Source organism: Oryzicola mucosus (genome assembly GCF_014534685.1).
Classification (GTDB): Bacteria; Pseudomonadota; Alphaproteobacteria; order Rhizobiales; family Rhizobiaceae; genus Oryzicola; species Oryzicola mucosus.
The window spans coordinates 942,113-956,104 of record NZ_JACVVX010000001.1; the positions used below are offsets into that span (position 1 = coordinate 942,113).

Here is a 13,992-nt window from a genome sequence, read left to right on the forward strand (position 1 = left end):
GACAGTGTGCATCCTCCGCAGACGGCCGTGAGCAGAGGATGCGATTTCCATGAAGCTGTCCGGCACCAGACCCGCGCGCTGATCGATGGTGCTAGTCGAGCTTCACAGAACGATGTACTCGAATCCCGAACGCAATAAGGTGTAGGAAACAGCGTCCAATTGGAAAAATGGAATGCGGGGCATCAACGCTAATTTAGGGACTTATACAAAAGCCCTTTGGAATGCCCAATCGCTGGCCAGACAGTTTCTATTTGCAGGGGGATTGGTCAGCATCGTTGCCATGGTCGTGGTTGGTGTTTTTGTCACTACTCTTATCAAAACAAGCGTAACGCGAAACGCGGCGGCGACGACTGCGCTTTATGTCGATAGTATAATCGCGCCGCTATTGCCGGACATCCAACGCAGTACGGAATTGGACGTCAGTGTGCAGCAGGCGCTGGACGAGACCTTGAATATGGGGGCGCTTGGACGGCGCCTTGTCGAGTTCAAAATATGGCGCGCTGATGGAACGATCCTTTATTCCAAGGACAAATCGCTGGTTGGAAAGCGTTTTGGCCCGTCGAAGGATTTGCGAAACGCCTGGCAGGGCCGCGTCATTGCTCAACTTGACGAATTTGACGCTATCGAGGCAAAAACGGAAGGTGCCCGTGGCGTTTCCCTGCTCGAAATCTATAATCCCATACTACAACCTTGGTCTGGGGAGGTGGTCGCGGTCTCTGAATTTTATGAGGTTGCCGACGATTTGCGTGCCGATCTGCGGCATGCTCTGTGGCGGGCATGGGCGGTCGTCGCTGCGGTTACAGGGGCCATTTTCGGGACTCTCGCGACTATCGTGCTGCGCGGAAGCAGGACGATCGACCAACAGCGTGTTGCTCTTGCTGAACGAGTCAAAGAATTATCAGACCTTCTGGCTGCAAACGATGCGCTCCGCACACGTGTCCAGCAGGCGGCCGAACGCGCGACCGCTTCCAACGAACAATATTTGCGGCGTATCGGCGCCGATCTCCATGACGGTCCGGCTCAGTTGGTTGCTTTGGCTTCGCTGACAATGGACAGCGCCGCATTGGATGCAGATGCACCGACGCACAAGCGAGAAACCGCCGTCAATGCCATTCGCCGAAGTCTCGATGATGCGATGATGGAAATTCGCAGCATCTGCAACGGTCTGATGTTGCCGAGTATTGAAACAGCCGAACTCCGCGATATTGTAGCGCTAGCCGTTGCTTCTCATGAGCAGCGCACTTTGACAAAGGTACAGGTCTCTCAGAGAGGAAACTTTCATGGATTGTTTCTGTTTATGCCTCCACAGAAGATCTGCGTTTATAGGTTCCTCCAAGAAGGCCTCAACAACGCCTATCGCCACACAGGCGGCGCCGGCCAGAGAGTCGATGTGAATTGCGGCAAGGGTCTGCTGACCCTAGCTGTCACCGACTCTGGCCAAGGCTTCGATGTCGAGCGTGCTGGGGGTGAGGGTCTAGGGTTGGCCGGTTTGCGTGATCGGATCGAAAGTCTCGGCGGAACGTTTTCAATCGAAACGTCAACGTCCGGCACGCGATTGTCGATGACACTGAAAGTTAAGGAACCACCACATGACAGCAATCCGGCTGGCCATCGTTGACGATCATCCTCTATTTCGTGAAGGGGTTGCGCGGAGTCTCGCAGATATGGGGTTCGATATAGTTGGAGAGGGCGCAAGTCGCGACGACGCCATTTCTCTTTCCTCGACTTCAGCGCCGGATATTCTTCTCCTCGATATATCTATGCCTGGCGGTGGCCTGAACGCGATTTTTCCTGTCTTAGAGAAGAATCCGGCGCAAAAGATCGTCATACTGACGGTATCCGAAAGCCGGGAAAACGCAGCAGTGGCCCTCAATCGCGGTGCTCGCGGCTATGTGCTGAAAGGGGTTGGCTCGCGCTCTCTTGCAGCAATTCTGACCTCGGTTCACGCGGGCGAGACCTACATTTCTCCAGCCCTCGCGACGAGTATGCTTGCGCATGTGCCGCAGACGAGCAGCGATAGTCCGATAAAAGGTGCACTCGGCTCATTGACTGAGCGCGAGCTCGAGATTTTGAGGCTTGTTGCGGCTGGACTAAGCAACAAGCATGTGGCGATCCAGCTCGACTTGCAAGAAAAGACGATCAAGCATCATATGACACGCGTGCTTGCTAAGTTGAAAGCGCGCAACAGGACTGATGCCGCGATGATCCTCCGTGATGCCGAAAGCTGCTGATCATCAGCCCGACATAGCTGCCAAACGGGCTCGATCCGCGTTCGTCGCCGGACGTCGGATGATCCGCCTGCCCTTGGCATCCCTCATCTCGTAGATGGCTCCAACGATCGATTCGAATATCCCGTTGCTATGTCTCACCGAAATGTTGCGTCCCCGACGCTCGATGACATCACCCGTTTTCGGATTGGCACCTTTAGAAGCTTTGGGTTGTTGATTCAGGTTGCTGCCGGAATTCTGACTTTTGCCACCTTGGCCATTGTCTTTTCCGCTCTTGCCGTTGCCGCCGCCGCTCTTATCGTTGCCCTTGCCTTTGTCGCCATTTTCCTTGGCGTGCGCCGAGGTTGCCCAAGCGACAACAAACCCGCCACTTTCGACGACAATCTTGGAAGGCGAGCTCGTTATAAGCAGTAAAAGGCCTAGAGAGGCAACGGGCCGCCGCAGGAATTGAAATGCCATCAAACCCTCTTATAGCCTGAACGTTATATCGCGGGTGACATTTTGACAACCGCTTCAGAATGACGAAGGCCCACCAGTTGCGAAGCTGGCGGGCCTTACCGGTGCAGGAAGGGACAGGACTGCACCTGGTTCAGATGTCTTCACGTCTCAGAACCTACACGATAAGCGTCCACTCGTAGGTCATCGTCAGTTGCACTGCCGTCTGGGCCCGCCGCTGTAGGGCTGATATGTGTTATCCTCGGGACGATAAGAGCGGTAGCGGTTGAAGCAACTCTGAACGTGATCGCTGTTCAAGATGCGCGTAGCTCCGTCAAAAGCTGCCCCCGACTGCAAGGAAGCCTCAACAATCCTTACTTCTTCCCCATTTTGTACGGGTTCTGCGGAGCCGTCGCCATATGGCGATTTGCACTGCCGTTTCACGCCTCGATGTGAGGTGTAGCTATTGTCGGAGATTTGATAGGAGCGAAACCGCTTGGCACACCATTCCCAATGGGCCGTGGTCGTTGCGTTTTCATCGTCAGGATGCTGTATGGTCTCTTCCAGCGCAGCATCGGGTCTTTCAATAGCATCCCCGATCATCGCTTCCCTTGCATCCGCTTCGGTTGTCGAAACGAATGTTTTGAACGAAGGGCGGGGAGGAACCCGATCGAAATTTTGCGTCTCAACATCTACTTTTGCCGGCTTGTCGGTCCAAACATTTAAGGCGTCCGACTTTAGCGCCAACTCCTGTTCAGGTTCAGCTCGGAAGAAAATTGTTGCTCCAACGGCACCCGTCATAAGCATCCCAACAGCCAAACCAAGCGCGCTGACTATCATCATGAAACTTTTCACGGCCACCTCCTGTGATATGTTTTGAGAATGCAGGAGGTGTAAGGCGGTTCCCCGGACTTAAGTCCGACGATCTGCGATCTTACGTGACAAGCGATGAGCAACAGCGCGGGTAAACACCCCTTCTGTACGCAGCTCTTGAGAGAGGTTGGGGGGCCGGCGCGACTTAGGGCATCGGGGGCTTAGTCCGCGCCGGCTAGGTCGGCAATTAGCCTCCCCGAGGCGATATGACCTCATATGCCCCGCCGTAACAATACGGACCTAAGTCCGATTTAGTCCTCCACAGAGTCCAGATCGAGCATGGGATCGCCGGGTGATTTTGCCAGCAGAGATGCAACGTAACGTTCCATCAGACCTAGGTCCTATGACAAGATTTTTTAGGAACGCGGTTGCCAAGGGCTCGTTGTGGTGCCGATGGGACATTAGGAGATTTCAAAATGATCAAGCTTCTCACCACCACGTTCGCCGCTGGAGTTCTTCTTTCATGTATGGGCAATGTGGCAATGGCTCAATCCTCGGTGACGGCCTCAACAGACCTGAATGTTCGTAGTGGTCCTGGGCCGAACTATCCGGTTGTGGGCATGATTGGGGCAGGCCAAGCGGCACCGCTGAACGGTTGCCTGGAAAGCGGCAAGTGGTGTTCCGTTACAACCGCAACGGGCGAAGGCTGGGTGTATTCCGACTATCTGGTTGGTGAATTCGGTGGTTCTCAGGTTGTGTTGACACAGCGCCCAGCGGACTCCGGCGTCAAGGTCGTAGAGGCCCCTGCCAATAAGGGCGGCGGCGACACCGGTGCGGTCGCTGGCGGAATCACCGGCGCGGTTGCCGGAGCCATTATCGGTGGCCCCGTTGGCGCCGCTGTCGGAGGTGCGGCTGGTGTTGTCGCCGGCGGTGCGACCGGCACAGTCATTGATCCGCCGCAAAATGTAAGGACGTATGTGACAAGCAACAAGCAGGACGTCGTCTATCTGGATGGCGAGGCGGTTGTCGGAGCCAGCCTTCCCGAGAACGTCAAGCTCTATGACGTTCCCGACTATGAATACCGATATGTTTACGTAAACGGACAGCCCGTTTTGGTAGATGGAAAAACTCGACAGATTGTTTACGTCGTTCGCTGAGACGTGAATCATGGCGGCTCCCCCATCGCGGGGGAGCCGCTCTTACAGTATGTCGAGCGTTAACGTTGTCACTTTGAATGAACAGTGTAGCCGGATAGACTCCGGATAGGGCGAATCTCGGGTGTCACTTTAGTCTTGGCAGATACCAAAGAACCACAGCGACTGGCAGCAGGCGAGATGCTGCGAGCGTCTTGCGCGATGCGATGAAGATGAACGAGTACAAGGGTTACGTCTGCACGATCAGGAGTCGGAAGTGATCCGCTCCATTTTGAAGATTTTAACCGCGTTCGCGCTTGCTTCAGCTTTGATACTCTTGGCGCTCAATATCCTGCCGGAACGCCGCGAGGTGCGCGATCCGATCCCACACGAGATTGCTCTGTCAGACCGGCACTTTTTACAGACGACGAAAAGCGTATACGGGTCAAACATAGAAGCTGGCCATGAAATCGTTACGCTGGTCAACGGCGATGTCATTTTTCCGGCGATGCTCGAAGCAATCGCCGAGGCAAAAGAGACGATCAATTTTCTGACCTACATATATTGGTCTGGCGAGATTGCGGAAGTCTTCGCCAAAGCTCTCGCCGACAAGGCTCGCGATGGCGTCGCGGTTCGAGTGCTTCTCGATTGGGCAGGATCAATACCCTTCGATCAGCGTCTGATCGACATCATGGAAGATGCCGGCGTCATAGTTCACCGTTTTCGTCCTCTTCACTGGTATTCGATCGATCGACTGAACAACCGAACTCACAGAAAACTACTCATCGTTGATGGAACAGTGGGTTTCACAGGAGGCGTTGGGATTGGCGATGAGTGGCTGGGCAATGCCGAAGCCCCGACCCAATGGCGTGACAACCATTACCTCGTCAAAGGTCCTGTTGTGTCAGACATGCAGGCGGCTTTTGCAGAGAATTGGCTTGAGGCAAGCAATGAGGTGCTGCAGGGGGCCAAGTTCTATCCACAGCATCCTAGCCATGGCGCCGTTGTTGCCCAGCACATAAAGTCGTCGCCGAGCGGCGGATCGAGCTCAATGCACCAGATGTTGCTCATGACCTTGGCAGCGTCCACGAGCCACGTCCGCATCGCAATGGCTTACTTCGTGCCCGATGAGGTCGCGATCAAGCAATTGCTCGATCTGCGCCGGCGTGGCGTGAAAGTCGATGTCATTGTCCCTGGCGACAATAATGACGTTCCAATGGCGCGTCGTGCTTCACGCCATTTATGGGGACGGCTGCTCAAGGCAGGCATCCGTATTCATGAGTATCAGCCGACAATGTACCATACGAAGGTGATTATTGCAGACGAGCAACTGGCCATTATTGGCTCGGCCAATTTCGACGAAAGATCATTGAGGTTGAACGACGAAGCAATCTTGAATGTTTACGACCAAGATTTCGCGCGGAAGCAGATTGCGATTTTCAACCACGACCTACAGCGAACGCGGGAGATTAGTTTTCAGGATTGGGAGAACCGCTCGGTCTGGGATCAGTTTTCGGATTGGATGGCAAGCTTGCTAAGGACGCAGCTTTAGGTGTCCGATAGGCGGTAGGGTCCGCTGATTGGAAAAACATCTTTCGACACCGGTTCCAGTCCTGCATTGGAAAACGCGATCGGCTCCAGAGATTGATATGTTGTTAGCCTTCGACGGTGTACCACTTTCAGAGTGGAGGATATGCGGCGATGAGAGCCCCAACAACATCACTTGCAAACCAGATAACGGGACTTTCCTATATCTTCGCTATCCTTCTGGTGGCTGTACTTGGCTCTTTTGGATGGTGGGCGGCCTCAAGAATTGACGGCCGATCCATAGCAAGAGAAACGCGGTCGGTTCATAACGAACTCACCGAATTGGCCGAACGCATTCCGGTAGAGCAGAACAGCTCGGTTATCTGGGATGATGCTGTAATCAATCTCCGCAGCAACAACACATCCTGGATCAAAGACAATCTGGCTGAATGGATGAGCAGCCATTTTGATCACGATCAGATCTTTCTTTTTGACGCTAGCAACAAGGTCGTGCGAGCCACCGAACGCGGCGGCGAAATGAGGAAAGACGTTTACGAAAGAGAGCTTCCGGCTTTATTGCCGTTGGTCGTTTCTCTACGCGCACAAATGGCCCAAGCCTCCGCAGGTCTGGACGATTCAACTGAGGCTATTACCGGGCTAGGCATACTGGAATACCTGCGCCTCGGTTCAGGCGCTGCGGCAGTTGTGAGCGTTCGGCCGATAGTGCCGGACACCAATGCGGTGCGGCAAACTCCAGGCACTGAATATGTTATGATTTCGACACGTCTCCTAAACGGGGCGCTTCTTTCGGAGATGCGCAAGCGCACGGAATTGTGGGACCTTAGTTTCGAGGAAACCTTGGCCACCGAAGGCGATCGCCTCGGCACACCAATTCTTGCAAAGAATGGGAGTATTATCGGCTTCTTTAACTGGGCACCTGAGAAGCCCGCGTCGAGCTTTATCAAGGAAACAGCGCCGGTGTTGGCCGCCGGGATTTTAGCAGCCATCATCGCTGTGACGTTTTTGCTCCGGCGCCTTCAACGCACCTCCAATCTGCTCGAAGATACCAAGGAGAAGGCTTCCTTCCTCGCCTTCCATGACCCATTGACGAGCATTCCAAATCGCGCCCTGTTTGAAGACCGTCTTGAGCAGGCGCTGGCGAACATGCGTCGGACCGGCTCGATGATTGCGCTGCACTACATCGATCTGGATCGATTCAAGCATGTTAACGATACTCTTGGTCACCAAGCCGGCGACGAACTCATACGGTATGGCGCGCAACGCTTGGCCGGCCTTGTGGACGAAGTGGATACGGTTGCACGCCTCGGTGGTGATGAATTCGCCATTATCCAGTTTCAGCCTCCCAACGTCGCTTCCGCCGAGGCGCTGAGCCAGAAAGTGGTGGATGTGTTTGCCGATCCGGTTCCGATCGCCGGTGTCGAGGCTTCGGTAGGAGCCAGCGTGGGCGTCATCGTTACCGCCAATCCCTCGGTTAGTGCTGTGGATTTGATGCGGCAGGCCGATATAGCGCTTTATGAAGCCAAAAGTAGCGGGAGGGGGCGGTATCAGCTTTTTGCGGGCGAGCTGGACGATGCCGTGCAGGAGCGCCGCATGCTGGAAATTGATCTGCGCGCCGCGCTCGCCACCGGCCAAGGCCTGCAACTGGTCTACCAGCCTGTCTTCCACACCGTAGGCGGTGGTCTCGCCGGTGCCGAAGCCCTGATCCGCTGGAACCATCCAACCCGTGGCCGCATGGCGCCCGATGCCTTCATCGGCCTGGCGGAAGAGCGTGGCCTGATCGACCAATTGGGCCTCTGGGTCATGCGGTCTGCATGCTCATTTGCATCTGGAACAACCCTTCCATGGGTCGCGGTCAACGTTTCGCCACTGCAATTTCGCAACGAGCGCTTCGCCGATAGCGTGCGCGCCATCTTGAAGGAAATAGGTTTTCCAGCGGCGCGTCTGCAAATAGAGATCACGGAAGGTCTATTGCTTCAAAATTCTCACCTTATTCAAACAACCCTCCGCGAGCTTCGAGCCGATGGAATCCAAATTGCGCTTGACGATTTCGGAACTGGCTACTCTTCCATCAGTTACCTGCGCACTCACGGCATAGACAAGCTGAAGATCGATCAGTCCTTCACGGCGTTGTTGGGCACTGACCCACAGATCGAGAGCATCATCAAATCGATTGTCGACCTCGGCCGTGCCATGGACATGGTGGTGACTGCCGAAGGTGTGGAAACAACCGATCAACAGAAAACCCTGACTCAGATTGGATGTGACGAGTTGCAGGGATACCTTCTTTCTCGGCCGATATCTGCCGACCAGATCATCGCAATGCTAGGCAAGAGGCAGTCCGCGGCCGCCGAATCTAAAAGTTCTCGAATAGAGGGATAGCGACCGATTTGATGGGGTTGCTAGAATTTGGCGAGATGCCCAAGGTCCGTTTGCCCATAGTAGGGTGTTGGCGATCACCACTGGCCAATGTGAAGTGTACCTGAGCGAACCAGACGCCTGACCTGGCCAGGACGACATCGGCTTGGCGCGGCAGTTGGCCCGCAGTGCTTTGCACGCAGCGCTAGCCGCCCGATTGTTACAACCGCAACCTAACGCTTTGTCTGATCGAGCTCAGAAGAATATACGACTACGCGGTTCCTGCCGTCTCTTTTTGCAAGATAGAGCGCGGCATCTGCTTGGCGCTGAAGTTCCGTCATCGACAGCGGCTCGCTTTGCAGCATGATGGCCACCCCGATGCTCAGAGTGACATAGGGGACGACACTTGAAGTGGGGTTTGGAAGCGATGCGGCCTCTACTCGGCCGCGAATCCGTTCGGCGATTCCCTCAGCTTCTTGTTGTCCAGTCCGAGGGAGGAAAATAAGGAATTCTTCACCGCCATAGCGGGCAACATGATCTCCATCGTCCCTCATACAGCTCTGGATGATCCCGGCGACTTTCACCAGACTTCGGTCGCCTTCGGCATGGCCAAGGTTGTCGTTGAGGCGCTTGAAATCGTCGATATCGCACATCAGGATTGCGACTCCGTCCTGATGCGCCCCGCCCTCGTTCCAGAAGCGTTCGAGTGCTTCCGTCATGGAGCGCCTGTTTGCAACGCCGGTGAGGGGGTCCGTTCTCGCCATCAGTTCGAGCCGTGCATTCGCATAGGTGAGGTCAGCGAGCCGGCTTCGGTCCCGCAATTCAAGCAGAAATGTCTTCTGCGCTAAGATGGTTGCCGTGCGGCGGGCTACGATAGTAGCAGCAATACCGCTGGCGAAAAACAAGGTTCCTGCCAGAGCACTTCCCGCTTCGATGTCCGGATTGCGCAGTTGGAACACCAGGTACAGCCCAAGCGCAAAAGCGCCGATCGCTGTTGCCCAGAGCAGCGGAATGGGAAAGATGACAATGGCGGTGACAGCGACAAAGAGCATGATCGTCAGGTGCCGCTCATAAAATTCGCCGCCAGCACTGACGCCGACGAGTGCTACGGACAGCAGAATGAAGAACATGCTCGTCAGGAGCACCGCTCCCTCCAGCCACTGTCCGCGCGGCTTGCGAAACAGTATAGCGGCGCCAAGGGCTGCCGGGGGAAGAATTGAGGCGGGAAGAGCCATGGGCGCAACAGCGTGGCCGGGCAGCAATACAGCATTTAGTCCCAGCGTGAGAACATCGAGCAGTATCACCCAGATCATCCATGCTCGAATGATTTTGGCGGCCTGCCGCCAGGAGCGCTCGCGGAAATGGCGGGCAAGTTCCCCATCAAGCCGGATGTCCCGCGTGCGACCGCCTAACAGGCTCTCGACCCGTGTGGCAAGCTCTGGGTTCAACCTGTTTTGGAAGTGCATCGACCGAACTCCGTCCGAAGTGAAAGGACGTTTGTCATGATGATCAGCGGCCATGCGACCAATTTAGGGAAGAAAGGATTCTAGACAAGGCAGGCGGTATTGAATGAGAAGAGAACTGCACGAATGATTCCATTTCCAGCGCCATCGGACTCCAAGCTTGCTTGGGCTCCGCTCCAAGGCAAAACATGGCCGATTTGTTCCCAGAGCACTTAGTCAAGTGCTCGCAACAAACGGGCGCGCGCAACAGCGCAAAAGTCCCTGTCGCTCAACATCCCATTAAAGTTCTTGTCTGGATGCGAGGACCGTTTACATCTGCACGGGCGAGAGAACTCGTTTCTGAGAGGAGGATTATTTGACCGCACAAGTCGCCGCGCTTCAGACTGCCTCCATGGAAGAGCGATATCGCCTTCTCGTCGATGCTATCAGCGAATATGCCATCTACATGCTTGACACGGAAGGCCGCGTTGCGAGTTGGAACGCAGGTGCACAACGTTTCAAAGGCTATACCGAACCCGAGATCCTCGGAGAGCATTTTTCCCGCTTTTACACACCGGAAGACTTGGCCAACGGTGTTCCAGCCAAAGCGCTTTCGACTGCCAGAGCAAATGGGCGGTTTGAAGCTGAGGGTTGGCGCGTCCGCAAAGACGGTGAGAAGTTCTGGGCCCACGTCGTCATTGACGCAATTCGTGACCAGCATGGTCAACTGCTTGGCTTCGCCAAGATCACCCGCGACCTGTCCGAAAGAAAGCTTGCCGAAGAGGAGTTGAAGCGCAGCGAGGAGCAATTCCGCCTGTTGGTCCAGGGCGTGACGGACTACGCCATCTACATGCTTGACCTGGAAGGTAACGTCTCAAGCTGGAACGCGGGGGCCCGGCGCATCAAGGGCTACGAACCGGAGGAAATCATCGGCCAGCATTTCTCACGCTTCTATACCGAGGAGGACCGGGCAGCGAGGCTGCCGCAGAAGGCTTTGGAGATCGCGGCCAAGGAAGGACGCTTCGAAAAGGAGGGATGGAGGCTTCGAAAGGATGGCACTCGGTTCTGGGCGAACATCATCATCGACGCAATTCACCTCGAAGACGGCAAGCTCGTCGGTTTCGCCAAGGTGACGCGGGACATCACCGAGAAACGCCAGGCCCAGCAGGCACTCGATCAAGCGCAGCAGGAGCTCTTCCAAGCTCAGAAAATGGAAGCCGTCGGACAATTGACCGGCGGTATCGCGCACGACTTCAACAATCTTCTTATGGCGATCCTCGGAAGTCTGGAAATTGCCCATAAGCGGGCCCTCGAAGGGCAGAACGTTGTCAGCCTGATCGAGAACGCGATTACCGGCGCGAAGCGCGGCGCTTCTTTGACGCAGAGGTTGCTGGCATTTTCCCGCAAGCAGGACCTCAAATTTGAGGCGGTGGATGTACCCGCCCTCGTCATGGAGACGACCGAGTTTCTGCAACGTTCCATCGGTCCCACGATAGAGATCAACACGGCATTCCCCCTTTCTCTGCCGCCGGTTTCATCCGATCCAAACCAGCTCGAGAGCGCGCTCTTGAACCTTGTGGTCAATGCCCGCGACGCGATGCCAGGTGGCGGGGTGATCACCATCTCAGCCCACAAGCATTCCTTAAGGTCGAAACAGATTCCCGAGCTTGCAGCCGGTGAATATGTTTGCCTCACCGTAAAAGACGAGGGCGAGGGGATGGATGCTGAGACACTCGAAAAAGCGACGACGCCGTTCTTCACGACAAAGGGTGTCGGCAAGGGCACAGGCTTGGGATTGCCTATGGTGCAGGGATTGATGGCCCAGTCTGGGGGGCGGTTGATCCTTAGCTCGAAGCCGGGTGAGGGCACTACCGCGGAGCTTTGGCTCCCGGTCGCCGAAGCAAACGTGACGCCCGAACCTGTCAACCGGGCCTCGACGGGGGCTGCACTGCGGCACCTCGCGGTCATGGCTGTAGACGACGACAGCCTCGTGTTGATGAACACGACCCTGATGCTTGAGGACCTCGGGCACAGGGTGATCGAGGCAAACTCAGCGGGAGAGGCACTCCGGCTGCTCGAACAGGGTCAAGTTCCGGACGTCATGATCACAGACCATGCGATGCCTCACATGACGGGCGCAGAATTGGCTCGGCAGGTGCTCGAGCGCTACCCGGAGATGAAAGTCATTATCGCCACTGGGTATGCTGAGTTACCAGGTGGAGAAGGCGGCGATCTGAGGCGGCTCTCTAAACCCTTTACCCAAGCGCAATTGAACGACGCATTGGCGGCAGTGGAGGGAATTGATTAAATGGGCAACTGAATTTGGCCAGCGATTTTGTCGTACCATCGGCCCATGATGCTGGCTTCATTTATGCCCAAAGGGGATAGGCGATCTTCGCGGCCGTTCGTGCGGGGCTATTCAGACCGTAGCATTGTCTGTCGCACAAGTGTGATGTACGCGTTAGCGAACTTGCCAGCTTACGAACATTTCTAATCGCCTGTGACCTGAGCGTTTCAATCGGGCCATGCCACGGCGATAGGCTCTTGCAGATCAAAAACGACCGTGTCTCCGTCTGATGAATGCATCATTGTCATCGCAAAAACAGCGGGTGTTTTCAGTGGCGTCAGACGATGGTGCAGGACGCCGCGATTATAGGTGACGACCTGTGTAGGGCGAGCGATAAAAGCTCTTGCCGTGGCCAGATCCGGCTCTCCCGCAGCATTGGGTTCGCAAACCACGACGAGCGACGGCGCCATGTCTAGCGACAGAAAGGTCTGCGCCGAATGGGGATGGATTTCGAGGCGGACAATCGTCAGCGGCTGCGGGATGCTCTCAATCTTGACGAGTTGAAGAACAGGTTCAGACGCTGGCTCGCCCGCCTCGTAAGCCGCGTGGATCGTCAGCAATCCTGTCAGGTCGGACACGTCGGAAACCGTGCCGAAGGGCCGAAAAGCCTCTTCGGTAAGTTGCGCTGCGAGCAGGTGGTTCAATGCAGGCCTCCGCCGAAATCCAGCTGGACCTTCATGCTTTGGGAGCGGTCGCTGGCAAGCTCGAAGGCGTCCCTAGCCTCAGTGAACGGCAATGTCGCAGTGATCAACGGCTTCACGTCGATGAGACCTTGCCCCATCAGATCGACAGCCTGAGCGAACTCACTGTGAAAACGAAAGGTCCCTCGAAGCTGCAATTCCTTGGCGACGATGGTGTTTATGGGGAGCGTCATCTCCCCGCCGAGGCCGAGCTGGACGATGATGCCGCTCGGCCGAAGCAGGTGCAACGCGTCGGCAAGAGCTGCCTGATTGCCTGATGCCTCGAACAGCACGTCGAAAAAACCTTTGTCGGCTCGATAAGGCTCAAGCATCTCAGCGTCTCTTGCGACGTTGATCGCCTGGTTCGCACCAGTTCGACGGGCGATGGCAAGCGGCGCATCCGCAACGTCGGTCACTACGATACGCGCCGAGCCGGCAAATCGGGCCACAAGGACGCTCAGGGCGCCGATGGGCCCGGCGCCGGTGATCAACACGTTTTTGCCCAGCAGTGGACCGGCTTGCCGCGCCGCATGCAGGCATACCGCCAACGGCTCAGCCATCGCCGCTTCGCCCATCGACAGCGTATCGGCAATGGGAACCGGCTGCGAATGATGGACCGTAACGATTTCCCGGAAACCGCCTTGCACATGCGGCGATCGCATGGCGCTCCCCATGAAGCGCATGTCGAGACACTGGTTCTGGCGTCCTTCGACGCAATAGCGACAGATGCCGCAAGGCAGGCCCGGATTGACCGAAACACGCATCCCCGGCACCAAATGTGAAACGGCGCCGCCGATCTCGCTGACCACGCCCGCGAATTCATGGCCGAGCGCCATCGGCTCGCGAAGTCGGACGGTCCCGAATCCGCCATGGTGATAGTAGTGAAGATCTGATCCGCAGATTCCCCCTGCTGCGACCTTCACCCTCACCTCTTCAGGCGCTAGGCCCGATGAGGCGACCTCTTCGACCCGCAGATCCTTCGGCGCGTGTATGACAATGCCCCGCATGTTC

At 56.1% G+C, this 13,992-nt stretch carries 11 protein-coding genes; 6 read left to right on the plus strand and 5 right to left on the minus strand.

The window, feature by feature from the left end:
- Nucleotides 1-172: 172 nt before the first annotated feature.
- Together ICI42_RS04480 and ICI42_RS04485 are read left to right on the plus strand one after the other, a co-directional pair.
- Nucleotides 173-1,618 (plus strand): sensor histidine kinase, encoded by a 1,446-nt coding sequence (locus tag ICI42_RS04480; protein WP_188163300.1) that lies wholly within the window; start codon nucleotides 173-175, stop codon nucleotides 1,616-1,618.
- The gene (locus tag ICI42_RS04485) at nucleotides 1,590-2,231 is read left to right on the plus strand and encodes a LuxR C-terminal-related transcriptional regulator (RefSeq protein WP_188163301.1); all 642 of its coding nucleotides are present in this window, start codon (nucleotides 1,590-1,592) and stop codon (nucleotides 2,229-2,231) included. The genes ICI42_RS04480 and ICI42_RS04485 overlap by 29 nt, the downstream gene beginning before the upstream one ends.
- Before the next feature lie 3 nt (nucleotides 2,232-2,234).
- Here the strand turns inward: ICI42_RS04485 and ICI42_RS04490 are convergent, their stop codons facing one another.
- Entirely contained in the window at nucleotides 2,235-2,687 is a 453-nt protein-coding gene (locus ICI42_RS04490; RefSeq protein WP_188163302.1) for a hypothetical protein, read from the minus strand.
- Nucleotides 2,688-2,873: 186 nt separating this feature from the next.
- The gene (locus ICI42_RS04495; protein WP_330999102.1) at nucleotides 2,874-3,518 is read right to left on the minus strand and encodes a BA14K family protein; all 645 of its coding nucleotides are present in this window, start codon (nucleotides 3,516-3,518) and stop codon (nucleotides 2,874-2,876) included.
- Nucleotides 3,519-3,952: 434 nt separating this feature from the next.
- Here ICI42_RS04495 and ICI42_RS04500 point away from each other — a divergent pair, with 434 nt between their 5' ends.
- The 3 genes from ICI42_RS04500 (at nucleotide 3,953) to ICI42_RS04510 (ending at nucleotide 8,536) form a co-directional block, all read left to right on the plus strand.
- On the plus strand, nucleotides 3,953-4,633 hold the full coding sequence (locus ICI42_RS04500; protein WP_188163303.1) for a DUF1236 domain-containing protein: 681 nt from the start codon (nucleotides 3,953-3,955) through the stop codon (nucleotides 4,631-4,633).
- A 253-nt stretch (nucleotides 4,634-4,886) separates the two neighbouring features.
- On the plus strand, nucleotides 4,887-6,161 hold the full coding sequence (locus ICI42_RS04505) for a phospholipase D-like domain-containing protein (RefSeq protein WP_188163304.1): 1,275 nt from the start codon (nucleotides 4,887-4,889) through the stop codon (nucleotides 6,159-6,161).
- A gap of 149 nt (nucleotides 6,162-6,310) precedes the next feature.
- Nucleotides 6,311-8,536 (plus strand): putative bifunctional diguanylate cyclase/phosphodiesterase, encoded by a 2,226-nt coding sequence (locus ICI42_RS04510; RefSeq protein WP_188163305.1) that lies wholly within the window; start codon nucleotides 6,311-6,313, stop codon nucleotides 8,534-8,536.
- 209 nt (nucleotides 8,537-8,745) lie between these two features.
- Here ICI42_RS04510 and ICI42_RS04515 read toward each other — a convergent pair whose 3' ends face one another.
- On the minus strand, nucleotides 8,746-9,978 hold the full coding sequence (locus tag ICI42_RS04515; protein ID WP_188163306.1) for a GGDEF domain-containing protein: 1,233 nt from the start codon (nucleotides 9,976-9,978) through the stop codon (nucleotides 8,746-8,748).
- A 388-nt stretch (nucleotides 9,979-10,366) separates the two neighbouring features.
- Between ICI42_RS04515 and ICI42_RS04520 the strand changes: the two genes are divergently transcribed.
- Complete coding sequence (locus tag ICI42_RS04520; RefSeq protein WP_188163719.1) at nucleotides 10,367-12,262, plus strand: hybrid sensor histidine kinase/response regulator; 1,896 nt, start codon at nucleotides 10,367-10,369, stop codon at nucleotides 12,260-12,262.
- 206 nt (nucleotides 12,263-12,468) lie between these two features.
- Here ICI42_RS04520 and ICI42_RS04525 read toward each other — a convergent pair whose 3' ends face one another.
- Together ICI42_RS04525 and ICI42_RS04530 are read right to left on the minus strand one after the other, a co-directional pair.
- Entirely contained in the window at nucleotides 12,469-12,945 is a 477-nt protein-coding gene (locus tag ICI42_RS04525; protein WP_188163307.1) for an ureidoglycolate lyase, read from the minus strand.
- The gene (locus ICI42_RS04530; protein ID WP_188163308.1) at nucleotides 12,942-13,988 is read right to left on the minus strand and encodes an L-idonate 5-dehydrogenase; all 1,047 of its coding nucleotides are present in this window, start codon (nucleotides 13,986-13,988) and stop codon (nucleotides 12,942-12,944) included. The genes ICI42_RS04525 and ICI42_RS04530 overlap by 4 nt, the downstream gene beginning before the upstream one ends.
- Nucleotides 13,989-13,992 lie beyond the last annotated feature (4 nt).

What these genes read in the sequence shown, in the direction of transcription:
- ICI42_RS04480 (WP_188163300.1), top strand. Translation starts at nt 173, where the DNA reads ATGCGGGGCATCAACGCTAATTTAGGGACTTATACAAAAGCCCTTTGG.
- ICI42_RS04485 (WP_188163301.1), top strand. Translation starts at nt 1,590, where the DNA reads ATGACAGCAATCCGGCTGGCCATCGTTGACGATCATCCTCTATTTCGT.
- ICI42_RS04490 (WP_188163302.1), bottom strand. Translation starts at nt 2,687, where the DNA reads ATGGCATTTCAATTCCTGCGGCGGCCCGTTGCCTCTCTAGGCCTTTTA.
- ICI42_RS04500 (WP_188163303.1), top strand. Translation starts at nt 3,953, where the DNA reads ATGATCAAGCTTCTCACCACCACGTTCGCCGCTGGAGTTCTTCTTTCA.
- ICI42_RS04510 (WP_188163305.1), top strand. Translation starts at nt 6,311, where the DNA reads ATGAGAGCCCCAACAACATCACTTGCAAACCAGATAACGGGACTTTCC.
- ICI42_RS04515 (WP_188163306.1), bottom strand. Translation starts at nt 9,978, where the DNA reads ATGCACTTCCAAAACAGGTTGAACCCAGAGCTTGCCACACGGGTCGAG.
- ICI42_RS04520 (WP_188163719.1), top strand. Translation starts at nt 10,367, where the DNA reads ATGGAAGAGCGATATCGCCTTCTCGTCGATGCTATCAGCGAATATGCC.
- ICI42_RS04530 (WP_188163308.1), bottom strand. Translation starts at nt 13,988, where the DNA reads ATGCGGGGCATTGTCATACACGCGCCGAAGGATCTGCGGGTCGAAGAG.